Origin of the sequence: Burkholderia sp. BCC0044 (genome assembly GCF_902832955.1) — a bacterium.
In the GTDB taxonomy this organism is placed as follows: Bacteria; Pseudomonadota; Gammaproteobacteria; order Burkholderiales; family Burkholderiaceae; genus Burkholderia.
On the sequence record NZ_CADFDO010000001.1, the window covers coordinates 583,597 to 604,082 of the forward strand.

Consider the following 20,486-nt stretch of genomic DNA (forward strand, 5'->3'; position numbering starts at 1 on the left):
ACCACCCGACATGACGCACTTAGCCCTTCGTCCGATCCTGATCGTGCTGCATCGCGAACAGTCGAGCCCCGGCCGGATCGGCCGGCTGCTCGCCGCCCGCGGCCATCCGCTCGACATCCGCCGCCCGCCGCTCGGCGATCCGTTGCCGGCGACGCTCGCCGACCATGCGGGCGCCGTGGTGTTCGGCGGCCCGATGAGCGCCAACGACGACGATCGCTGGATCCGCGACGAGATCGACTGGATCGGTGTGCCGCTGCGCGAGGCGGCGCCGTTTCTCGGTGTCTGCCTCGGCGCGCAGATGATGATTCGGCATCTGGGCGGTCGCGTGAACGCGCATCGCGACGGCCGCGCGGAAATCGGCTACTGGCCGATCGCCGCGACGCCGGCCGGCCGGCGGCTCGGTTCATGGCCGTCGCACGTGTACCAGTGGCATCGCGAGGGCTTCGAGCGCGTGGCCGGGCTCGAGATCCTCGCGACCGGCGAGCATTTCGAGAACCAGGCCGTCCGTTACGGGCCGCGCGCGTACGGTGTCCAGTTCCATCCGGAAGTGAGCTATCCGATGATGCGGCGCTGGAGTACGGCCGCCGCGCACAAGCTGACGGTGCCCGGCGCGCAGGATCTCGCGACGCAGGCCAGCGAAGGCTGCCGGCACGACCGCGCGACGGCCGCGTGGCTCAGCGCGTTTCTCGACCGCTGGCTCGACGAGACGCCGGCATCAGCTCGGCACCGTGACGTCGGAGATGCTGATCAGCCCCCACTCGACCGCGCGCAGCACGGCTTCGTGCCGACGTGACACGTTGAACTTGCGGCGGATGTTCATGAAGTGGAAGTTGATGCACGACTCGGTCACGTTCAGGATGTGGCCGATTTCCCACGAGGTCTTGCCGGCCGCATGCCAGCGCAGGCACTCGACCTCTCGCCGGCTGAGGCGCGGCACGCTGTCGGGCGGTGTGTGACAGCGCGTGCCCGCGATCGCTTCGCAGGCGATGTCGCGCAACAGCGTGAGCGCCGCCAGATGTCGGTCGCAGCGCTCGCGCGTGGCGGCGAGATCGTCCGCGCTCGCGCACGACAGCATGCCGACCTCCCCCTTCGGGCCGCGCACGGGCAGCACGACGCCGCTGCGCATGCCGTACGCGGCCGCCGCTTCGTAGCACGGCCGTTGCCCGGCCAGGCCGAACAGCGTGTCGTCCCAGACGAGCGGCAGCGCCGAGCGGAAGCAATGTTGCAGCGTCGGATCGACGCGGTCGAACTGCCGCTGCCGGTACAGCGCCGTCCAGCCCGGCACGCCGCTGCTCCACTTGCGCGCGAGATCGAACGATGCGCCGGTGAACGGCAACACGATCAGCACGACCTTGTCGAATCCCATGCCGGCGGCCGCGTCGGTCATCCGCTGCCATGACGCGTCCGTGTCGCCGGGTACCAACCATTTCAGACAATCCAGTCCTTTCATCCAAGCCACCCCGTGTATTTGTTGGAATCTGCAATCAGGCGGACTTGCGCAACCGGTTCGAGGCGTTGCGCGCGAACGGGCCGCGCTAGACCGCCTCCGTCAGGCGTCGCCGGCCCGCCTGCTTCGCGTCGTCGAGCGAAGCCGTCACGTCGAACGGAATCCCGAACGCCTTCTCGATGCCGGCCGCGTTGGCGATGGCCGCTTCGCGCTCGCGCGGGTCCGGTTCGATCGACACGAGCGCGCGGCAAACCGCGGCGAGCGCGGCGCGGTTCTGCTTGAGCCACAGGCCGCGTTCCTTGCGGTCGTCGTGCGGCTCGTCGGGGCGGGCCGGCGGAAAGATCATGACAAACGGCTCGCCGTGCCGCATCAGCGCGTGCATGTCGTCGAGCCAGCGCTGCGCGTAGCCGCCGGATGCGATTGCATCGTTGCGCACGACGACGAGCGGAAATTCCGTGACGTCGAACACGGCGAGCGCCGCCAGTGCGGACGGCGTGTTTCCTGCGTGGTGGGTAGGCATCGGGTCAGTCTCCATCGAATTGAACAGCATGGGTCGGAACGGGCCGCGCGGCGCCCGCTTCATCGTTTCGCGGCGGCGCCGGGGCCGAACGGCGGGCGGGCGAGCCACACCACCGCGATCACGGCGAGATACACGCAGCCGAGCGCGAACGACACGTCGTTGAACGAAATCTGGTAGGCCTGCGCGTCGACCAGGTTGCCGAGCAGCGCCGCCGCGCGTTGCGGATCGCCGCCGCCGAGCTGCGCGAGTTCGGCGCGCACGGCCGGGTCGAACTGGCTCACGTGTTCGCTGAGCTGCGCGTGATGCAGGATCGCGCGCCGGTCCCACAGGAACGACGTGATCGACACGGCGAAGCTCGCGCCGAGCGTACGCAGGAACGTCGACAGGCCGGAGCCCGCGGCGATCTCGTCCGGCTTCAGGTCGGACAGCAGGATGCTGTTGATCGGCATGATGAACAGCGCGAGGCCGAGGCCCTGCAGCAGCTGGATCAGCGCGATGTGCGTGAAGTCGACGTCGGGCACGAAGCCCGCGCGCAGGAACGACGACGTGCCGAGGATCGCGAACGCGCAGCACACGAGCACGCGCATGTTGAAGCGCGGCGCGTACTTGCCCATGAACGGCGTCATCAGCACGGGGATCACGCCCATCGGCGCGACGGCCAGCCCGGCCCAGAACGCCGTATAGCCGAGCGTGCGCTGCAGCCACTGCGGCACGATCACGTTGACCGCGAAGAACGCCGAGTACGCGAGCACGAGCGTCAGCGTGCCGGCCGCGAAGTTGCGATGCTTGAACAGCCGCAGGTTCACGATCGGGTTCGGCTCGTTGAGCTCCCAGATCAGGAACAGCGCGATCCCGAACGCGGCGACCACCGACATCACGACGATGAACGTCGAGTTGAACCAGTCGGCTTCGTTACCCTTGTCGAGCACGATCTGCAGCGCGCCGACGCCGACGACGAGCGCGGCGAGACCGACATAGTCGACGCGCGCGGCGACCGTCGTCTCGACGCGCGCGCGCATCTGCGCGAACACGCACATCGCGGCGAACACGCCGATCGGCAGATTGATCAGGAACGCCCAGCGCCACGAGTAATGCTCCGTCACCCAGCCGCCGAACACAGGGCCCGCGATCGGCGCGACGACGGTGACCATCGCGATCATCGACAGCGCGAAGCCGCGCCGCTGCGGCGGGTAGATCGACAGCATCAGCGCCTGCGTGGTCGGGATCATCGGCCCGGCCACGAGGCCCTGCAGCGCGCGGAACGCGACGAGCTGCGGCAGGTTTTGCGCGAGGCCGCACAGCAGCGACGCGAACGTGAACGCCAGCGTCGCCCACACGAACAGCCGCACCTGCCCGACGCGCTTGACCAGAAACCCGGTCAGCGGCAACGCGATCGCATTGCTGACCGAGAACGTCGTGACGACCCATGCGCTCTGCGTCGTGCTGACGCCGAAGTTGCCGGCGATCGTCGGCAGCGACACGTTCGCGACGGTGCCGTCGAGCACCTGCATGAACACCGCGAGCGCGAGGCCGAACGTCGTCAGCGCGACGCTCGACGGACGAAAGCCGGCGTCCGTGGCCGGCATCGGGCCGCTCATCGCACACGCTCCGCACGCGCCGCCGCCGGCAGGTTCGCATGCACGACGTCGGCGATCAGGCTGTCGGCGCGCGCGAGCTCGTCGCGGTACACGTCGGTCCGGAACACCGGCGCATCCTGTTCGCGACGCGACAGCATCGCGCCGCTGCGGTCGTGCTGGTCGACGCGCGCGTGCATCGACAGGCCGATGCGCAGCGGATGCGCGTCGAGTTGCGACGGGTCTGTCAGTTCGATGCGCACCGGCAAGCGTTGCACGATCTTGATCCAGTTGCCGGTCGCGTTCTGCGCGGGCAGCAGCGAGAACGCGCTGCCGGTGCCGACGCCGAGGCTCTGCACGCGGCCCGTATAACGCACGGCGTCGCCGTACAGGTCCGCCGTCAGCTCGACCGGTTGGCCGATCCGCATGTGCTCGAGCTGCTTTTCGGTGAAGTTCGCGTCGACCCACAGCTCGCGCAGCGGCACGACCGCGAGCAGCGGCACGCCGGGCGACACGCGCTGCCCGACCTGCACCGTGCGCTTCGCGACATAGCCGGTGACGGGCGCGACGATGTCGGTGCGGGCGCGGGCCAGATAGGCGGCGCGCAGCCGCGACGCCGCGGCCTGGACATCGGGGTGCGACGCGACCGCGGTGTCGTCGACGAGCGCCTTGCTCGTCTGGTGCTGTTCGCTCAACGTCGCGAGCGCGCTTTGCGCGGCGGCGTACGCGCTTTGCGCGGACGTCAGCGTGTCGAGCGCATGCGCGAGCTCCTCGCGCGAGATCGCGCCGGAGCGGCCGAGATCTTCGCGGCGCCGGTAGTCGGCTTTCGCCTTGTCGAGCGCGGTGCGTCGCGCGTCGAGATCGGCGCGTGCGCCGTCGATGCTGTTCGCGAGCCCGCGCTCGTTGCTGTACAGGCCGCGCACCTTGCGCACCGTGGCCGCGAGGTCGGCCTGCGCGGCCGCGAGCGCGATCTGCGCGTCGCTCGCGTCGAGACGGACGAGCGGTGTGCCGGCGCGAACGAGGTTGCCGTCGTCCGCGTCGATCGACACGACGGTGCCCGTCACCTGCGGCGTCAGCTCGACGACGTTGCCTTGCGCGTACGCATTGTCGGTGGATTCGTACCAGCGGCCGACGATCCCGTACCAGATGCCCCAGCCGACGATGCCGAGCGCGAACACGGCGACGAGCGCCCGCACGAGGTGCTTGCGTCTTGCGGGCGGCGGCGTGGCCGGTGCGGCGCCGCCCGGCGCCGGTTGCGTGCGGGCGTCCGGCCCGCCTGGCGCGCGCGGCGCACCGGTATGGTCGGCCGACGGGGGCTGGCGGGCGCTGGCGGGATCGGCGGTTGCGGGCCGCGCGGGAGTCTGCAGGGTGTTGTCGCTGCTCATGGTTCGATGTCAAGGACGGTGGGAAGGAGTGGCGGCGAGCGCGACGTCGTCCGGCTCGGCGTGGAAGCCGCCGCCGAGCGCGGCGACGAGCTGCAGCGACTGGTCCGCGCGCTGGGCGCGCAACGCGGCGACTTCGCGACTCGCGATCAACAGCTGCTGGCGCACGACGAGCGCGTCGAGGTAGCTGCCGACGCCGGCCCGGTAGCGCGCGTCTGCGAGCCGCCAAGCATCGGTGGCGGCGTCGAACGCGCGCTGCTGCGCATCGGCTTGCACGGCGAGTGAATGCAGCCTGTGCAGATCGTCGGCCACCTCGCCGATCGCGCCGATCAGCGTCTTGTTGTAGCTGGCGACCGCGACGTCGTATTGCGCGTCGCGCTTGCGCAGCACGCCGCGCCGCTCGCCGCCGTCGAAGATCGGCAGGCTTACGGCCGGGCTGACGTTGTAGGTGCGCGAGGCGGCCTGGAACAGCGATGCGCCACCACGCGTCGCGAGCCCGATCAGCGCGGTGAGACTCACGTCGGGCAGGAAGTCCGCGCGGGCGGCCGCCACGTTGCGGCTCGCGGCTTCCACGCGCCAGCGGGCGGCGACGAGATCGGCGCGCCGGCCGAGCAGCGCGGCCGGCAGGTCGGCCGGCACCGCGAGCGCGGCGGTGGGCAGCAGCGCGGGCCGCACGAGCGCGAGGCCGCGATCGGGGCCTGCGCCGAGCAGGATCGCGAGCGCGATGCGCGCGCTGTCGATCGCCTGCACCACGCGTGCCTGCTCGCGCATCGCGGCCGCGACTTCGCTTTCGGCCTGGCGCTGCTGCGCGACGTTGTCGATGCCTTTCGTGACGCGCTGCCGCGTCAGCGACAGCGCTTCGTCGGCGCGGTCGTATTCGGCCCGCGCGACGTCCTGTTGATCGAACGCATAGGCAAGATTCACGTACGCGCGCGCGACGTTGACGGACAGCAGCACACGCGCGGCCCGTGCATCGATTTGCGCGGCCCGCGCTTCGCCGAGCGCGGCTTCCCACGCCGCGCGACGGCCGCCCCACAGATCGAGATCCCAGCTCAGGCCGAGGTTGATCTCGCGTGTGTGGCTGAAGAAGCCGCCGCCCTCGCCCGTCGAGAACTGCGTGCCGGACGTGCGTTCCCCTTTCGCGCTGGCGCGGCCGACGAGGTGCGGCAGCCGGGCCGCCTGTGCTTCGATCACGAGCGCCTGCGCTTCGCGCGCCCGCGCATCGGCGGTCGCGAGATCGGGATTGCCGGCAAGCGCTTCGTCGATCAGCGCATTCAACTGCGCATCGTTCAGCGCAATCCACCAGTCGGCGGCCGGCCAGTCGGCGGCCGGCGCATGCGCGAGGCTGCGCGATGCGGCGAGCGTATCGGCGCCGCGCAGCGTGCCGGCGGGCGTGAGCCCGTCGCGGCTCGCGCATGCGCCGAGCATGGCGAGCACGACGGCGATGGCCATTCGCGACAGGACGCGCGGCGCGACGGCATCGCGTGGCGACGGAGCAAGTGCTGCATGCATCGCATTCCTCGGATTCGTTTGGGTTTGAACACGACACGCATTGTTGGACGCTCCCGGGCAAAGCTGATAATGTTGTTTAGACAAAAAATAATGAATTCCGGCCATGCCCATCCGAGACACCTCTCCCGCCCGCGCGGTGCAACGCGCCGACGCCGATCCGAGCGAACGCGCGGACGGCCCGTCGCTGATCGCCGTCTGGGGCGAGGACGACGGCAGCAACGCCTACCAGCTCGGCACGCGCGAGGTCGACTGGCACAGCCATCTGCGCGGCCAGGTGTTCTGCGTCGAAAGCGGGTTCGCGCACGTGCGCACGCCGCACGGTTCATGGCTGCTGCCGCCGCATCGCGCGGGCTGGATTCCGCCGGGCGAGCAGCACAAGGTCAGCATCAGCGGTGCGTTGAGCGGCTGGAGCGTCGTGATCGCACCGGCCGCGAGCCGCCGGATGCCCGACCAGCCATGCGTGATCGCGATCAGCGAACTGATGCGCGCGCTCGTGCGGCGCGCGGTGTCGTGGGCCGACCAGGACCGGCTCGACCTCGAGCAGGCGCGCATGAGCGTCGTGCTGCTCGACGAGATGCGCCGCGCGCCGCACGAACCGCTGCACTTGCCGATGCCGCACGACCGGCGCTTGCTGCGGATCGCCAACGCGATCCTCGGGCAGCCGCACGACGGTCGTACGCTCGACGCATGGGCCGAATGGGCCGGGCTGTCCGCCCGCACGCTGAGCCGGCTGTTCGTCGCGGAAACCGGCACGAGCTTCGCGCAGTGGCGGCAGCAGGCGCGGCTCACGCATGCGCTCGAACGGCTGGCGAACGGCGACAGCGTCGCCAACATCGCGGACGCGCTCGGCTATGCGACGCCGAGCAATTTCATCGCGATGTTCCGCCGCGCGTTCGGCGATTCGCCCGCGCATTACTTCGCGAAGCGCAGGCAGCCGTAACGCCGCGCGGCATCTGCCGGCCCCCCTATCACCCCTGCCAGTACTGCGCGCGCATCGACATCGCTATAGTCGCCGTGCGACCGGCCGGTCGGTCGCCCAATGTGACCTGTGGAGGATGTCGATGTCGAATGCCGTCGGATCGGACAACACGCCGATCGTCTCCGAGCAGCAGCTCGCCGATCATCTGGCCGCCGGCTGCAAGCCGCCCGCGCAGTTCCGGATCGGTACCGAGCACGAGAAGTTCGTCGTGTCTCGCGCGACGCACGCGGCTGCGCGTTATGACGGACCGTCCGGCATCGCCGAGGTACTGGCGCGGCTGCGCGGCGACGGGACGCCGATCGTCGATGCCGGGCAGACCGTCGGCGTGATCCAGCGCGACGGCGCCGCGATCTCGCTCGAGCCGGCCGGCCAGCTCGAACTGTCGGGTGCGCCGCTCGAGACGCTGCACGACACGCACGCCGAACTGCATGCACATCTCGCCGCGGCCCGTGCGGCATGCGATCCGCTCGGCCTGCGCTGCGTGCCGCTCGGCTTTCACCCTCACCTGTCGCGCGACGCGCTGCCGTGGATGCCGAAGCAGCGCTACGCGATCATGCGGCGCTACATGCCGCGCGTCGGCACGCGCGGGCTCGACATGATGCAGCGCACCTGCACCGTGCAGGTCAACCTCGATTTCGCATCGGAAAGCGACATGGCGCGCAAGCTGCGCGTGTCGCTCGCGTTGCAGCCGGTCGCGACCGCGCTGTTCGCGAATTCGCCGTTCCGCGACGGCCGCCCGTCGGGGCTGTTGTCGACGCGCGCCGACACGTGGCTCGATACCGACGCGGATCGCTGCGGCGTGCCGGCGCTGTTCCTGTCGCGCAGCTTCGGCTTCGAGCGCTATGTGAGCTGGCTGCTCGACAACGTGCCGATGTACTTCGTGCGGCGCGGCGATCGCTATGCGGACGCGACCGGGCACACGTTCCGCGATTTTCTGCGGCGGCGCATTCCGCACCTCGAAGGCGAGACGCCGACGCTGGGCGATTTCGCGGACCATCTGACGACGGTGTTCACCGAGGTGCGGCTGAAGCGCTATCTCGAGATGCGCGGCGCCGATGCCGGCTCGCCGGACATGATGGTCGCGCTGTCCGCGTTCTGGACCGGCCTGCTGTACGATTCGGCCGCACTGTCTGAAGCCGAGACGCTGGCTGCCGCGATCGATCGCGGTACGCTGCTCGCGCTGCGTCGCGACGTGCCGCGCACCGGGCTCGATACGCCGGCCGACGGCCGGTCATTGCGTGCGATCGCCGCCGATGCGCTCGCGATCGCGCATCGCGGCCTGCGCGCGCGGGCACGCAGGGATGCGGCCGGACGCGATGAGTCGATGTATCTCGCGCCGCTCGACGAGATCGTCGCCGGCGCACCGACCCAGGCCGAACACTGGCTGGCCCGCTATCGCGACGCGTGGGCCGGCGACGCGACGCGGATCCATGACGAAGCCGCGATCTGAACGCGTCGCGCCGGGCCGCTCACGCGCAGCAGGCGAGCAGCGGTTCGTGCGCGAACTCGCCGCCGAGCGGCAGCGCATGGCCGCGTCGCCGGGTCCGCACCGCGTGCGCGAGCGTCTCGAACAACTGCGCGGTATCGGCGAACGACAGGCACGCGTCCGTGATGCTCTGCCCGTAGCGCAGCGGCACGCCGGGCACGAGGTCCTGCCGCCCTTCGATCAGGTTCGATTCGATCAGCACGCCGACGATGCGCGTGTCGCCGGCTGCCACCTGCGCGGCGACTTCCGCGCCGACGGCGAGCTGGTTCCGGTACTGGCGGCGGCTGTTGCCGTGACTGACGTCGATCATCACGCGCGGGGCGACGTGCGCGGCCGTCATCCGCTCGCAGGCGGCATGCACGGCGGCCGCGTCGAAATTCGGCTCGCGCCCGCCGCGCAGCACGACGTGCGTATGCGGATTGCCGGGCGACGCGCTGGCGCATAGCCGGCCGTCTGCGTCGATCGACAGGAAACGGTGCGCGTGCGCCGCCGCGCGCATCGCATCGACGGCTACCTGGACATTGCCGTCGGTGCCGTTCTTGAAGCCGATCGGGATCGGCAGCGACGACGCCAGCTCGCGATGCACCTGCGACTCCACGGTGCGCGCGCCGATCGCGCCCCACGCGACCAGATCGGCCAGGTAGCGCGGCGACAGCGGATCGAGAAACTCGGTCGCGGCCGGCATCTCCGCGCCGTTGATCTCGCACAGCAGCGCGCGGGCCGTATGCAGCCCGACGTCGATCCGGTCGCTGCCGTCCAGCCCCGGATCGTTGATCAGCCCCTTCCAGCCGACCGTCGTGCGCGGCTTTTCGAAGTACACGCGCATCACGATTTCCAGCTCGTCCGCAAAGCGCGCGCGTTGCAGCGCGAGCCGTGCCGCGTAGTCGCGCGCGGCGTCGGCGTCGTGTATCGAGCACGGGCCGGCGATGACCACGAGCCGGTCGTCCGCGCCGTCGAGCACGTCGACGATCGCGCGGCGGGTCGTATGAACGGTGCGCGACGCGCGCCACGCCGGCGGCAGCGCGCCGGCCAGATCCGCGGGGGACGGCAAGCGCAGCACGGCGTCGCGGTTGGTCGTCCAGGCGTTTGCATGCATGGGGACTACCCTCCTGTCGATAATGAACGGGATTTTTCACTACAGCGCGACTGTATTGAATGGCGCTTTCTGCGCGCAACTAACATATTTATCAGTTTCTAATTCATAACCTTATGAATGAGGAGAATAAGAGTCGGATTCGATAATCGAGGAAGCTGGTGCGTGTACGTTTGCGAGGTGCGGAATCGCGTGTTCATTGGGTTTTCATTCGAAAATTCGGGCGTGATTTTGCAAAGGCGCATGCCGGCTGGTGGGACTTTCCGCCGCGCTTCGCTATTCGTTCTGATAGTGGCGGCCCGATAGTCGTTCGATTAATTTTCGGATGCCCGAGGGCCATTCGGGCTCGAAAATATAAATCAACCCAGTCATTGCGGAGAGTCACCATGTCGAAACGGCATTACGAAACCCCCATTCACGTCAAGTATCGCGATACGGATTCGATGGGGCATGTGAGCAGTCCCGTCTATTACGACTATCTGCAGCATTCGTATCTCTGCTACATGTTCGATCTGCTCGGCCTGCCGCGCAGCGAGAAACTGCCGCACATCATGGTGAAGACGCAGTGCGAGTACCTCGCGCCGGCGCAATTCGGCGACAACCTGACCATCCGCTCGAGCATCGTGCGCTTCGGCAGCAAGAGCTTCGACCTCGAACACCTGATGGAGCGCGACGACCAGACCATCGTCGCGCGCGGCGTGTCGACGCACGTGATGTTCGATTACGTGAACAACACGACGCTGCCCGTGCCCGACGAATTCAAGACGCGCGTGCTCGAATTCCAGGGGTCGCTGTGATGCGTGCGCACCCGCTCGGGAGCGACACGTGAGCTGCGCGGTGGTGCGCGCCCGGCGGCGGATCGGCGCGATCGTCGAGCGGCGGGACGATCACGCGATCGTGATCGTCCGGCACGCGGCGCACGCCTTGCTCGAGCCGGCTGCGCTCGAGCGGCACCGTGCGCTCGCGTACCGCCACGAGGACGAGCTGGAGGTGCTGCTGCAGCCGTGCGGCGGCGCGCACGACGGCGTGCGGACGCTGCTCGGCCGGCTGCGGGACGCCGGCGTGGCCGTGGCGCTCGACGCGGCGACGGTCGCGCACGATGCGTCGCTGCTCGAATTCGCGAGCTGGGTCACGCGGTGTACGACGCCCGGCGATTCGGCGGCGGCACCCGACGACGCAGCCGTGCCGGGCGGTGCGCTGCTCTCCGGGCTGGTCGTGCGATGGCGCGATCTGCACGGCCGGTGGCGGCGGCCCGAGCGCGACGCGGGGCCGGAACGCACGCCGCGGACCATCGCGGCGGATGCGGCCGAGCACATCGCGGCCGGCGCGCCGGACGAGCTGGTGCTCGGCGCGCTGCTCGACGCCGACGACGCATCGACCGGCGCGGCGCTCGACACGCTGTCGGACGCGGTGCGCGCGCGACGGATCTGTCTGGCGACGCGGGCCCGCTGGCCGCTCGCGCGGCGGTTATGAGTTCCATCGTCGGGCCGGCCGGCGCGCGCGCGTTTCTGGTCGGGATGATGGGCGCGGGCAAGTCGACGCTTGGCCGCGCGCTCGCGGCTTCGCTCGGCTGGGCGTTCGCCGACAGCGACGACGAGATCGAGCGGCGCACGGGTCGCTCGGTCGCCGCGCTGTTCGACATGGTCGGCGAAGGCGGCTTTCGGCTGATGGAAACGCAGATCGTCGACGAGCTGACGCAGCGCGCGAACGTGATCGTGGCGACCGGCGGCGGCTCGGTCCTGAATCCGCGTACCCGCGCACGCCTGAGCGAGCGCGGCAGCGTGATCTATCTGCATGCGGACCCCGAGGTGCTGTGGCGGCGTACGCGCGACGACACGCGGCGGCGGCCGTTGCTGCAGGCGGGCGAGCCGCGGCAGACGCTCGCGGCGCTGTACCGGATGCGTGACCCGCTGTATCGCGAATGCGCGCATGTGCTGGTCGATACGACCGCACACGGTGTTGCGCGCGCGACGGCGGAGGCGTTGACGCTGCTGTTTGCGCGGATGAACGCGCCGGAGTGACGGCGCGTTCACTTCCCTGCCCTTCGAATCGGACATGCGCTCGATGTGACACGCGTTTTTGGAACGGGAAGTTTGGATTATTGATAGTGCTATTGTGATAAGAAAAGTTATCCGGATAGAGGCATCATTTTATCCAACTACGTGTTCCGCGACAGAAGGTTCAGGTCGGCAAACCACCAAAAGTCGGTTCCCTCGGTATGATCGCGCCACGCTTCGACCTTCACGAACCGCGCGTCGACGCACTTCGACGCAACGTCGAACGCTGATTGCCATTTGCCGGGCCGCAGCCGCAACGACTGGATATCCGACCCCAACGCGGCGATCACCGCGCCGCCCGCCCGACCCACATCGCCCAGGTTCCACATCGGCGAGACCGCCCTGTCCGGCCGGCTGCCGCCATGGTTCACCAGGGACGGATCGCCTCAAAGCCTTGCCCGGCAAGGCGCTACACGCTCCAGATACATTGAAATACAAAATATCGCATGCGATTTAATCGAATCCGCTTGACGAGAATGGCCGTCAAGCGGAAACTGCATCGCATGCGATCGAATCGCATCTGATACAAACCTTAACTGACGGAGCAAATGATGAGCAAGATCGACAAAGTGCTGTACACGGGCAAGACGCATACGACTTCCGGCGGCCGCGACGGCGCGGCGCGCAGTTCCGACGGCCGCCTCGACATCCAGTTGTCGTCGCCGGGCAGCGCCGGCACCGGCACCAACCCGGAGCAGTTGTTCGCAGCCGGCTGGTCGGCCTGCTTCATCGGTGCGATGCAGCTTGCGGCGCGTGCCGCGAAGGTGACGCTGCCGGCCGATCTCGCGGTCGACGCCGAAGTGGATCTCGGCACGGCGGGCAACGCGTACTTCCTGCAAGCCCGGCTGAACGTGAGCGTGCCGGGGCTCGAGCGCGACGTCGCGCAACGCATCGTCGACGCCGCACACCAGACCTGCCCGTATTCGAAGGCGACGCGCGGCAACATCGACGTCGACATCCGGATCGCCTGAACGTTGCATCGGGCGGCCGAGCGCCGCCTTCCCGAATTCCCGATTCCTTTTCTATCGAGGTGAAAAATGAAAACCCAATTGATCGCTGCCCTGCTCGTCGCTGTTTCGGCCGCCGTTGCCGCTCCGGCGTTTGCCAATGATGCTGTCGTGACGCGTGCGCAGGTACGCGCCGAACTCGCGCAGCTTCAGCAGGCCGGCTATCCGCTGAACCGTGCGACCGACGCCACCTACCCGAACGATCTGCAGGCCGCGCTGACGCAGGTCCACGCCGACGATGCCGTCGCGGCCAACGCACCGGCTGCCGGCTACGGCAGCACCGGCGACACCGCGACGCAATCCGGCCGCCGGCAAGTCGTCAGCGTGGCCGAGCGCTCGGTGTACTTCGGCCACTGAGCACCACGCCCGCTGCGTGAACCCTGATTCCTTTTATTCCTGATTCCATTTTGTCGAGGTGAATGATGAAAACCCGCCTGATCGCCGCCCTTCTCGTCGCTCTTGCCGCTTCTGCCGCCGCACCGGCGTTTGCCGCTGACGAAGCCGTCGTGTCCCGCGCGCAAGTACGCGCCGAACTCGTCCAACTGGCCCAAGCCGGCTATCGGCCGGGCCGCGCGAACGATCCGCACTACCCGGACGACCTGCAGGCTGCATTGACGCGCATTCACGCCGGCGACGCGGTGGCGGCCGAGACTTCGGCATCCGGCTACGGCAACGATGCCGCCGCCGCGACGCAGTCGGGGAGCCGGCCGGCGACTCGTATCGCCGAACGCTCGATCTACTTCGGCCATTGAACGAACGCGCGAACGGCGCCGATGGCCGGCGTGCGGTGCGCATCCCCTGAACTCCTGAAATCCTATCGAGGTGAATGATGAAAACCCAACTGATTGCCGCCCTTCTCGTTGCCGTGTCGGCCTGCGTCGCCGCGCCGGCTTTTGCAAGCGAAAGCACCGTCACCCGTGCGCAGGTGCGTGCGGAACTGGCTGCGTTGCAGCAAGCCGGCTACCAGCCGAATCGCCCCAACGATCCGAACTACCCGGACAATATCCAGGCGGCGCTGAAGCGGATTCGCGACGACGGCGCCGTCGCGGCCGGTACCCAGGCAGCCGGTTACGGCAGCGATGCCGGCGGCGCCACACAATCCGGCAGCCGAAACACGCTGCGCACCGCGGACCGCTCGATCTATTTCGGTCATTGAGCGCGGCACGGCAAATTCGGTCGCTGAAGTCCGCCATATAAAGCGCATGCGATGTAATCGCATGCGCTTTTTGTCATGTTGCGCGGACGTGTATCGACGGCGCTACCTGCCCGGCCCATCCAGGATTATTCTGTGCGGCACCTCATCTTTCACCAAGGAGCCGCCGATGTCGGACGCCATGACCGGAAACGCAACAGGCGATGCACACGTGCTCGACCGGATCGTCTGGAATGCGCTCACGGGCAGGCAACGCCGCTTTGCGGTCGGCGAAGGCCGTGCGTTGCGGTTCCCGGTGGCTATCGCACCGTTTGCCGCGATCGACGATACGAGCCCGGCGTCGTTCGACGCACTACGCGGGCTGATCGCCGCGCACGGGCCGGCGGCGCTCGTCACGCCGGATGAAATCGAGCCGCCGGCGGGATTGTCGGTGATCCGGCGCGCGACGTTGCTTCAAATGATCTGGCAAGGAAGGTTCGATCCGATACACGAATCGGAGCACGTTTCGCTCGGCGAAGCCGACGTGCCGGACATGCTCGCGCTGACCGCCGCCGCGCAGCCGGGCCCGTTCGGCCCGCGCACGTTCGAGCTTGGCCACTACATCGGCGTGCGCAGTGAAGGCCGGCTGGCCGCGATGGCCGGCCAGCGGATGCAGGTCGATGGATATACCGAGATCAGCGCCGTCTGCGTGGATGCCGCGTTTCGGCGGCAAGGGCTCGCGGCGCGGCTGATCCGGTCGTTGATCGCGACGATCGGTGCGCGTGCGGAAACGCCGTTCCTGCACGTGCTCACGACGAACCAGGTGGCGATCGAGCGCTATCTCGCGCTCGGTTTCGTCGTCCGTCGCGAGATGCATCTGCTGGTGCTGGGCGACGCGCGCGCGTGACGACGCGGCCGGCGCGGCCGGCGCGATTCACGCGTCGGCCGCTTGCGGTGCCCGAGTGTCTTTATGCTTCGGTCGACCGGATCAGGTTGCCGCGCAGCGTGACGATCGCCTTCTGGACCTTCGCGAACTCGTCCGGCTTCAGCCCGGTGGCTTCGACCAGATTCATGTCGAGCCCTTTCTCGCGCACGCGGCGCCCGCTTTTCGTCAGGCTGACGAGTACCTGGCGTTCGTCGGACGGATCGCGGTGCCGCTCCAGATAGCCCATTGCCTCGAGCTTCTTCAGGATCGGCGTCAGCGTATTGGATTCGAGGAACAGCTTCTCGCCGAGCTGGCCGACGGTCTGGTTGTCCTGCTCCCACAGCGCGATGATCGTGATGTATTGCGTATACGTGAGGCCGAGCTCGTCGAGGATCGGCTTGTACGCCTTGCCGAACGCGAGGTTCGCCGAGTAGATCGCAAAGCACAGGAACTCGGACAGCTTCGGCGCGGCGGCCGACGGGGTTTCGGTCGGTTTCATGAACTTCCTCCAGCGACGCGAACGGTCGCACACACGCGCATTATATATCGCATGCGATCTTATCGGAAGCATGATAATCGGTATCGATGGGCTGATGCGCCGCGCGCTCAGCCCGGCTTGCGGCGCTTGCCGGTTTGCTGGCGGCTGACCGACAACAATGTGCACTGCACCGGATGCGCGATTTCGGTCGCGAGCCCGCCTGCGGCAAACAGCAGGATCATCAGCCAGCGTTTCATGCGTCCTCCACGACCGAGAGGCTCGCGCCATCGGCGACCGTCGCGTCGAGCGCGTATGGATCGACACCGTCGAGGCAGCCGAGATTGACGCGCCAGCAGGCCGGGTCCTTGCGGGTCTGGTGGAACGGATAGACGCCGCACCGGCTGCAGAAATAGTGACGCGCCGTGTGCGTGTTGAAGCGATAGCACGTCAGTACGCCCTCGCCTTCGACGATCGTCAGGTTGGCGGCGGCGAACATCGGGCTCATCAGCGCGCCGCGCCGGCGGCACAGGCTGCAGTTGCAGCGGACGGCTGGCGTAATGGCCGCCGTGACTTCGAATTTGACGGCCCCGCAATGGCAGGACCCTTTGAAACAGGTGGCAGACATGATGGACTCCGGAAGAGGTCATGCTGCTTTATAGCGAACCCGCGCGGGGGCGGTGTATCGCACTGTATCGGCGGTCGGTGCGGATACAGGACATTGCAAATCCGCGGCTCGCGCGATCGGTCCCGCACGTGTTGCATCCGCTCGATCGCCGCGCACGTTTCGCGTTCGAGCGCCGCGAACGGCTCAGCGGCCGAAGCGTCGGCCGCATGTATCGCATTTCGTGTTTCGCCCCCGGGATGTTCGTCGTGTTCTGCCGGAACACGCTTTCCGCCGTGGTGCGCGAAGCGGCCTGACGACCCGAGTCTCATGGTTTTCCCGGCCCGTCCGGCTGCGCGAGCGCACCCCGTTTCCTGCAAGTCACCCCGTGTCGCGCACGCTGCAACGGCCTGCCGCGCGAATCCTGGCCACCGTGCTGCCCCACCCTTTCTGCTCAGGAAAGGACGCTTGAAACATCCTCAATTATCACGGGCCGCCGATTTGCCCACCATGTATCGGACGATCGGCGCAGCCCGCGCAGCCGGCGCCCGGCGATGCCTGTCGTCGCGTCGCGCGGCCCGCGCGTTGCGCCGGTCGTGAACGGCGAGACCCCGAGCCATCGCATATCGATAATCAGGAGACACGATGAACAGCCAATCCCTCGACCTCGACGGCCACGCGGGCGGACCCGCGTCCGCCCGCCCGCCGGCCGCCTCCGCAAGCGCCGGTGCCGGCATCGATGCGGCGCCCCGCCCCGCCCGCCGCGTCACGCTCGGCGATTTCATGGACGATCTGCCGGTCGGTGCGTTGCATCGATTCGTCGTCTGGGTGATCGGCATCGGGTTGTTTTTCGACATGTACGAGATCTTTCTCGTCAGTACGATCGGCTCCGCGTTGCAGCACGAATACGGGCTGAGCCGGCAAAGCGCCGATTTCAAGCTGCTGCTGGCGTCCGCGTTCATCGGCATGTTCGTCGGCGCGATGTGCCTCGGCAGCCTGGCCGACCGTATCGGCCGGCGCAAGGCGTTCCTGCTCACGCTCGGGTGGTACAGCGCGTTCTCGCTGGTCGGTGCATTTTCGGTGAACGCCGACATGCTGGTCGCATGCCGGTTCCTGACCGGCATCGGCGTCGGCGCGATCTATCCGGTCGCCGACAGCTTCCTGTCCGAAATCCTGCCGAAGGACAAGCGCGGCCGGCTCGCCGCATGGGCCTATACGACCTCGTATGTCGCGGTGCCGCTCGTCGGCTTTCTCGCGCTATGGCTGAACCCGCTACATGTGGCAGGCATAGCCGGCTGGCGCATCATCCTCGCGATCGGCAGCCTCGGCGCCGTGTACGTGCTGCTCGTCCAGCACCGGCTGCCGGAAAGCCCGCGCTGGCTGCTCGCGCAAGGCCGCACGGCCGACGCGCATGCGGCGCTGCGGCGCTTCGCGGAAAGCGCCGGCGTGCGCGTGCCCGAACACTTCGCGGCACCGGTCGAGCCGCAGCGGCCGCTCGGGCTGGGCGAGCGCATCGCGCTGCTGCGCCGCCAACCGTATGGCGCACGCTACCTGATGCTGGCGATCTTTCATCTGTTCCAGGGTTTCGGCTATTACGGGTTCGGTACGCTGGCCGGCACGGTCGTGAAGAGCCGCGGTTTCGACGTGACGGACAGCACGCTGTTCATCGCGCTATCGTTCATCGGCTACCCGATCGGCTCGCTGCTGTCGATTCCGCTGCTCAACTGGATCGAGCGTCGCACGCTCGTGATCGTGTCGATCCTGTCGATCGCGGTGTTCGGGCTGTGCTTCGCGTATTCGGGCAATACCGTGCTGATCGTCGGCTTCGGGTTCCTGACGACGTGCGCGTCGAACGTGTTCAGCAACGCATATCACGTGTACCAGGCCGAGATCTTCCCGGCGCGCGTGCGCTCGACGGCAATCGGCAGCACCTATGCGCTGTCGCGCATCGTCAGCGGCGCGCTGCCGTTCGCGTTGCTGCCGGTGCTCGGCAATTACGGCGCGGGCGCGATGTTCGGCGTGATCTCGGCGGCGCTCGGCGTCGTCGCCGTCACGCTGCGCGTGCTGGGGCCGCTGACCACGCGGCGCAGCCAGGACGAGATCAATCCGGTTTGACGCGGCGACCGGCGCGGACCGCACGGGCGCATGCCTCGTGCGTCGCCCGTCGTTTCATCGCATCCTCGCATTCAACGCGCCGACATGAAATCGAACAGCTTCGCGATATCGCTGGTCAGCACGCTACCCACCTTCACGCCGACCCACAGCGTGCGCGTCGCCCACGCGTCGTCGAGCGTCACGACACCGAGCCGCGCCGCGCGCTCGCCGGTCACCGCGTCGCGCGGCAGCACGCCGATGCCGAGGCCGGCCTCGATCATCCGGCTCACGCCGTCGAAATTCGATACCTGGATCCGCAGCTTCAGCGAGCGCTCGGCCGCGAACGCGGCGTCGGTCATCCGCGCGAGCAGCGAGCTGCCGTCGCTCAAGCCGACGTAGTCCTCGTCGAGCGTATCCGCGAAGCGGATGCGCTCGCGCGCGGCGAACCGGTGCGTGCGCGGCACGAGCAGCACGAGCTCGTCGCGCCGATACAACCGCCGTTCGATGCCGGGCGCCGGCACGTTGTCGGCGAACACGCCGAGGGCACGAGCAGCACGAGCTCGTCGCGCCGATACAACCGCCGTTCGATGCCGGGCGCCGGCACGTTGTCGGCGAACACGCCGAGGTCGGCCTTGCCCGACGCGAGCGCGTCGACGATCTCGTGGCTCAGCCGCTCCTCGAGACTGACCTTGATGCCGGGATTGTCGGTGAGGAACGCGGCAAGATCGGCGGGCAGGAACTGCACGATCGCGGACGTGTTGGTCCACACGTGGATATGGCCGCGCACGCCGGCGACGTAGTCGCTCATCTCGTGCGCCATCCGGTTCACCTGCTCGATCACCTTCGCCGCATGATCGAGCAGCGCGCGGCCCGCGGGCGTCAGCTCGACGCCGCGCGCATGCCGGACGAACAGCGCGCTGCCGGTCACGCTTTCGAGTTCGGCAATGCGCTTGCTGACCGCGGACAGCGTGAGCTGGCCGTGTTCGGCCGCCTTCGTCAGGCTGCCGTGCTCGGCGACGAGCGCGAACACGCGCAGCGACTGCAGATCGAAATGAAGCGGGTTCACCATGTCGGGGGTCCTGGAAGGCCGGGCGGGTATGCGGTCAGCACGCCGACCTGACGCCGATCATACGCCGGGCCATGCGCGTGCGATATGCACGATATGGCGAGATACGGCGCGGCTAGCGCGGAGCGATTGCGTGCAAGGCGGCGAGCATCGCGCCGTCCGGCGTCGCGAGATCGTCGAGCACCGCGAAGTGCTGCATGCCGGGCAGCCACGTGCGGGCGATCCGCTCGCCGGCGGCTTCGCACGCCGTCGCGTATTCGTCTGCTTGCCGGATGAGTTCGGGCAGTTCGGCGTCGCCGACCGCAACGACGGTCGGGGCGCCGGGCCCGATGTGATGCAGCGGACTGTATGCGTCGACTTCGTGCGCGGTGAGCTGCAGCTTGTCGTTCAGGCAGCACAGCGCGATCGGTTCGAGATCGACGAGCGGGCTGATCGCGAGTGCCGACACGACGGCCGGATGCGCGCGATGCATGGCCGTCAGGTGGCCGCCCGCCGAATGTCCGCTCAGGTGGATCGGCCGCCCCGCGATGCCGAGGCCGTCGCGGTCGGCCGCGAGATGGTCGAGCAGCGCGCCGATCTCGCCGACGATATCGGTCATCGTCGCGACCGGCGCGAGCGTGTATTCGGCGAGCACGACGTCGTAGCCGCGCGCGAGCGGCCCGCTCGCCGCATACGCGAAATCCTCTTTCGTGCAGTGCTGCCAGTAGCCGCCGTGGATGAACACGAACAGCGGCGCGTCGGGCTGCCCGCACGGCAGCCAGTCGAAGCGCTGCGCGGGTCGCGCGCCGTAACGCAGGTCGCGGCGGCCGGGTGTCGCGGCGTACAGCGCCGCGCTGCGCGCCTGGCATGACGCCAGTAACGCGGGGAAATCGGGAACGGCCTTCGTGTTCAGGTACGCGGCGTCGAGCGCCGTGCGGTCCATGCCGCGATAGAGGATCGTCATTCGGGAAGCCCCTGGATCGGGTTGCGGATGCGCGCGGCCGGTTGCCGTGCGCGCGGCGAAGGCGGCGGCCGCGCCGACGCCGTTGCGCCATTATGCGTAGCGCGGCCGCACACGGCTATCCGGAATCGGCGGGCGTGGCGCCCGCCTGTCCGCTTTCGGCGAAGGACTGTGGCGGCGTACGTGCAGCGGG

General features: G+C 68.4%; 23 protein-coding genes and 1 pseudogene. 12 read left to right on the top strand and 12 right to left on the bottom strand.

Going from position 1 to position 20,486, the window contains the following annotated elements:
* Window positions 1-10: 10 nt before the first annotated feature.
* A complete protein-coding gene (locus HWX14_RS02630) occupies window positions 11-793 on the top strand; it encodes a glutamine amidotransferase (RefSeq protein WP_175881425.1) in 783 nt (260 codons plus the stop codon).
* Here HWX14_RS02630 and HWX14_RS02635 read toward each other — a convergent pair.
* The 5 genes from HWX14_RS02635 to HWX14_RS02655 form a co-directional block, all read right to left on the bottom strand.
* Window positions 716-1,450, bottom strand: coding sequence for an autoinducer binding domain-containing protein (locus HWX14_RS02635; RefSeq protein ID WP_175881426.1), 735 nt, complete (start codon window positions 1,448-1,450; stop codon window positions 716-718). The genes HWX14_RS02630 and HWX14_RS02635 overlap by 78 nt on opposite strands.
* A gap of 85 nt (window positions 1,451-1,535) precedes the next feature.
* The gene (locus tag HWX14_RS02640; RefSeq protein ID WP_175881427.1) at window positions 1,536-1,967 is read right to left on the bottom strand and encodes a hypothetical protein; all 432 of its coding nucleotides are present in this window, start codon (window positions 1,965-1,967) and stop codon (window positions 1,536-1,538) included.
* A 59-nt stretch (window positions 1,968-2,026) separates the two neighbouring features.
* Window positions 2,027-3,565 (bottom strand): DHA2 family efflux MFS transporter permease subunit, encoded by a 1,539-nt coding sequence (locus tag HWX14_RS02645; RefSeq protein WP_175881428.1) that lies wholly within the window; start codon window positions 3,563-3,565, stop codon window positions 2,027-2,029.
* Complete coding sequence (locus HWX14_RS02650; RefSeq protein WP_175881429.1) at window positions 3,562-4,926, bottom strand: HlyD family efflux transporter periplasmic adaptor subunit; 1,365 nt, start codon at window positions 4,924-4,926, stop codon at window positions 3,562-3,564. The genes HWX14_RS02645 and HWX14_RS02650 overlap by 4 nt, the downstream gene beginning before the upstream one ends.
* A 9-nt stretch (window positions 4,927-4,935) precedes the next feature.
* Window positions 4,936-6,435, bottom strand: a complete 1,500-nt coding sequence (locus HWX14_RS02655; RefSeq protein WP_175881430.1) for an efflux transporter outer membrane subunit — start codon at window positions 6,433-6,435, stop codon at window positions 4,936-4,938.
* A gap of 103 nt (window positions 6,436-6,538) precedes the next feature.
* Here HWX14_RS02655 and HWX14_RS02660 point away from each other — a divergent pair, with 103 nt between their 5' ends.
* On the top strand, window positions 6,539-7,375 hold the full coding sequence (locus HWX14_RS02660) for a helix-turn-helix transcriptional regulator (RefSeq protein WP_175881431.1): 837 nt from the start codon (window positions 6,539-6,541) through the stop codon (window positions 7,373-7,375).
* 121 nt (window positions 7,376-7,496) lie between these two features.
* Window positions 7,497-8,864, top strand: a complete 1,368-nt coding sequence (locus HWX14_RS02665; RefSeq protein WP_175881432.1) for a glutamate--cysteine ligase — start codon at window positions 7,497-7,499, stop codon at window positions 8,862-8,864.
* Window positions 8,865-8,883: 19 nt separating this feature from the next.
* Here HWX14_RS02665 and HWX14_RS02670 read toward each other — a convergent pair whose 3' ends face one another.
* A complete protein-coding gene (locus tag HWX14_RS02670; RefSeq protein WP_175881433.1) occupies window positions 8,884-9,996 on the bottom strand; it encodes a 3-deoxy-7-phosphoheptulonate synthase in 1,113 nt (370 codons plus the stop codon).
* A gap of 383 nt (window positions 9,997-10,379) precedes the next feature.
* On the opposite strand from HWX14_RS02670, the gene HWX14_RS02675 reads away from it, so the two are divergent.
* From HWX14_RS02675 to HWX14_RS02685, 3 genes are read left to right on the top strand one after another with little or no spacing between them, the layout of a single operon-like run.
* Window positions 10,380-10,790, top strand: coding sequence for an acyl-CoA thioesterase (locus HWX14_RS02675; RefSeq protein WP_089467464.1), 411 nt, complete (start codon window positions 10,380-10,382; stop codon window positions 10,788-10,790).
* 28 nt (window positions 10,791-10,818) lie between these two features.
* The gene (locus HWX14_RS02680; RefSeq protein ID WP_175881434.1) at window positions 10,819-11,466 is read left to right on the top strand and encodes a hypothetical protein; all 648 of its coding nucleotides are present in this window, start codon (window positions 10,819-10,821) and stop codon (window positions 11,464-11,466) included.
* Window positions 11,463-12,014: a shikimate kinase gene (locus HWX14_RS02685; RefSeq protein ID WP_175881435.1), complete on the top strand. Its 552-nt coding sequence runs from the start codon at window positions 11,463-11,465 to the stop codon at window positions 12,012-12,014. The genes HWX14_RS02680 and HWX14_RS02685 overlap by 4 nt, the downstream gene beginning before the upstream one ends.
* 137 nt (window positions 12,015-12,151) lie before the next feature.
* On the opposite strand, the gene HWX14_RS02690 is transcribed toward HWX14_RS02685, so the two are convergent.
* Window positions 12,152-12,379 (bottom strand): hypothetical protein, encoded by a 228-nt coding sequence (locus HWX14_RS02690; protein WP_175881436.1) that lies wholly within the window; start codon window positions 12,377-12,379, stop codon window positions 12,152-12,154.
* 222 nt (window positions 12,380-12,601) lie between these two features.
* Between HWX14_RS02690 and HWX14_RS02695 the strand changes: the two genes are divergently transcribed.
* The 5 genes from HWX14_RS02695 to HWX14_RS02715 all read left to right on the top strand — a co-directional run bounded on the left by HWX14_RS02695 (window position 12,602) and on the right by HWX14_RS02715 (window position 15,096).
* Complete coding sequence (locus HWX14_RS02695) at window positions 12,602-13,021, top strand: organic hydroperoxide resistance protein (protein ID WP_034201940.1); 420 nt, start codon at window positions 12,602-12,604, stop codon at window positions 13,019-13,021.
* Window positions 13,022-13,087: 66 nt separating this feature from the next.
* On the top strand, window positions 13,088-13,414 hold the full coding sequence (locus HWX14_RS02700) for a DUF4148 domain-containing protein (RefSeq protein ID WP_175881437.1): 327 nt from the start codon (window positions 13,088-13,090) through the stop codon (window positions 13,412-13,414).
* A gap of 65 nt (window positions 13,415-13,479) precedes the next feature.
* On the top strand, window positions 13,480-13,809 hold the full coding sequence (locus HWX14_RS02705) for a DUF4148 domain-containing protein (protein ID WP_175881438.1): 330 nt from the start codon (window positions 13,480-13,482) through the stop codon (window positions 13,807-13,809).
* 74 nt (window positions 13,810-13,883) lie between these two features.
* Window positions 13,884-14,213 (top strand): DUF4148 domain-containing protein, encoded by a 330-nt coding sequence (locus HWX14_RS02710; RefSeq protein ID WP_175881439.1) that lies wholly within the window; start codon window positions 13,884-13,886, stop codon window positions 14,211-14,213.
* A 166-nt stretch (window positions 14,214-14,379) separates the two neighbouring features.
* The gene (locus HWX14_RS02715) at window positions 14,380-15,096 is read left to right on the top strand and encodes a GNAT family N-acetyltransferase (RefSeq protein WP_175882335.1); all 717 of its coding nucleotides are present in this window, start codon (window positions 14,380-14,382) and stop codon (window positions 15,094-15,096) included.
* 61 nt (window positions 15,097-15,157) lie between these two features.
* Here HWX14_RS02715 and HWX14_RS02720 read toward each other — a convergent pair whose 3' ends face one another.
* From HWX14_RS02720 to HWX14_RS02725, 3 genes are all read right to left on the bottom strand, one after another.
* A complete protein-coding gene (locus HWX14_RS02720; RefSeq protein ID WP_175881440.1) occupies window positions 15,158-15,613 on the bottom strand; it encodes a MarR family transcriptional regulator in 456 nt (151 codons plus the stop codon).
* 107 nt (window positions 15,614-15,720) lie between these two features.
* Complete coding sequence (locus HWX14_RS36710) at window positions 15,721-15,849, bottom strand: hypothetical protein (RefSeq protein ID WP_256122098.1); 129 nt, start codon at window positions 15,847-15,849, stop codon at window positions 15,721-15,723.
* Window positions 15,846-16,217 (bottom strand): GFA family protein, encoded by a 372-nt coding sequence (locus HWX14_RS02725; protein ID WP_175881441.1) that lies wholly within the window; start codon window positions 16,215-16,217, stop codon window positions 15,846-15,848. The genes HWX14_RS36710 and HWX14_RS02725 overlap by 4 nt, the downstream gene beginning before the upstream one ends.
* A gap of 621 nt (window positions 16,218-16,838) precedes the next feature.
* On the opposite strand from HWX14_RS02725, the gene HWX14_RS02730 reads away from it, so the two are divergent.
* Window positions 16,839-18,308: an MFS transporter gene (locus HWX14_RS02730; RefSeq protein WP_175881442.1), complete on the top strand. Its 1,470-nt coding sequence runs from the start codon at window positions 16,839-16,841 to the stop codon at window positions 18,306-18,308.
* Window positions 18,309-18,379: 71 nt separating this feature from the next.
* On the opposite strand, the pseudogene HWX14_RS02735 reads toward HWX14_RS02730, so the two are convergent.
* Both HWX14_RS02735 and HWX14_RS02740 read right to left on the bottom strand, forming a co-directional pair.
* Window positions 18,380-19,356: pseudogene (locus HWX14_RS02735) on the bottom strand (LysR family transcriptional regulator).
* 112 nt (window positions 19,357-19,468) lie between these two features.
* Window positions 19,469-20,296 (bottom strand): alpha/beta hydrolase, encoded by an 828-nt coding sequence (locus HWX14_RS02740; RefSeq protein WP_175881443.1) that lies wholly within the window; start codon window positions 20,294-20,296, stop codon window positions 19,469-19,471.
* Window positions 20,297-20,486 lie beyond the last annotated feature (190 nt).

Bases quoted from the DNA above. Each gene is read 5' to 3' on its own strand.
- HWX14_RS02730 (WP_175881442.1), top strand. From the start codon at position 16,839: ATGAACAGCCAATCCCTCGACCTCGACGGCCACGCGGGCGGACCCGCG.
- HWX14_RS36710 (WP_256122098.1), bottom strand. From the start codon at position 15,849: ATGAAACGCTGGCTGATGATCCTGCTGTTTGCCGCAGGCGGGCTCGCG.
- HWX14_RS02695 (WP_034201940.1), top strand. From the start codon at position 12,602: ATGAGCAAGATCGACAAAGTGCTGTACACGGGCAAGACGCATACGACT.
- HWX14_RS02700 (WP_175881437.1), top strand. From the start codon at position 13,088: ATGAAAACCCAATTGATCGCTGCCCTGCTCGTCGCTGTTTCGGCCGCC.
- HWX14_RS02740 (WP_175881443.1), bottom strand. From the start codon at position 20,296: ATGACGATCCTCTATCGCGGCATGGACCGCACGGCGCTCGACGCCGCG.
- HWX14_RS02725 (WP_175881441.1), bottom strand. From the start codon at position 16,217: ATGTCTGCCACCTGTTTCAAAGGGTCCTGCCATTGCGGGGCCGTCAAA.
- HWX14_RS02710 (WP_175881439.1), top strand. From the start codon at position 13,884: ATGATGAAAACCCAACTGATTGCCGCCCTTCTCGTTGCCGTGTCGGCC.
- HWX14_RS02640 (WP_175881427.1), bottom strand. From the start codon at position 1,967: ATGCCTACCCACCACGCAGGAAACACGCCGTCCGCACTGGCGGCGCTC.
- HWX14_RS02715 (WP_175882335.1), top strand. From the start codon at position 14,380: ATGTCGGACGCCATGACCGGAAACGCAACAGGCGATGCACACGTGCTC.
- HWX14_RS02650 (WP_175881429.1), bottom strand. From the start codon at position 4,926: ATGAGCAGCGACAACACCCTGCAGACTCCCGCGCGGCCCGCAACCGCC.
- HWX14_RS02630 (WP_175881425.1), top strand. From the start codon at position 11: ATGACGCACTTAGCCCTTCGTCCGATCCTGATCGTGCTGCATCGCGAA.
- HWX14_RS02635 (WP_175881426.1), bottom strand. From the start codon at position 1,450: ATGAAAGGACTGGATTGTCTGAAATGGTTGGTACCCGGCGACACGGAC.
- HWX14_RS02720 (WP_175881440.1), bottom strand. From the start codon at position 15,613: ATGAAACCGACCGAAACCCCGTCGGCCGCCGCGCCGAAGCTGTCCGAG.
- HWX14_RS02645 (WP_175881428.1), bottom strand. From the start codon at position 3,565: ATGAGCGGCCCGATGCCGGCCACGGACGCCGGCTTTCGTCCGTCGAGC.
- HWX14_RS02655 (WP_175881430.1), bottom strand. From the start codon at position 6,435: ATGCATGCAGCACTTGCTCCGTCGCCACGCGATGCCGTCGCGCCGCGC.
- HWX14_RS02690 (WP_175881436.1), bottom strand. From the start codon at position 12,379: ATGTGGAACCTGGGCGATGTGGGTCGGGCGGGCGGCGCGGTGATCGCC.
- HWX14_RS02660 (WP_175881431.1), top strand. From the start codon at position 6,539: ATGCCCATCCGAGACACCTCTCCCGCCCGCGCGGTGCAACGCGCCGAC.
- HWX14_RS02705 (WP_175881438.1), top strand. From the start codon at position 13,480: ATGAAAACCCGCCTGATCGCCGCCCTTCTCGTCGCTCTTGCCGCTTCT.
- HWX14_RS02685 (WP_175881435.1), top strand. From the start codon at position 11,463: ATGAGTTCCATCGTCGGGCCGGCCGGCGCGCGCGCGTTTCTGGTCGGG.
- HWX14_RS02675 (WP_089467464.1), top strand. From the start codon at position 10,380: ATGTCGAAACGGCATTACGAAACCCCCATTCACGTCAAGTATCGCGAT.
- HWX14_RS02665 (WP_175881432.1), top strand. From the start codon at position 7,497: ATGTCGAATGCCGTCGGATCGGACAACACGCCGATCGTCTCCGAGCAG.
- HWX14_RS02670 (WP_175881433.1), bottom strand. From the start codon at position 9,996: ATGCATGCAAACGCCTGGACGACCAACCGCGACGCCGTGCTGCGCTTG.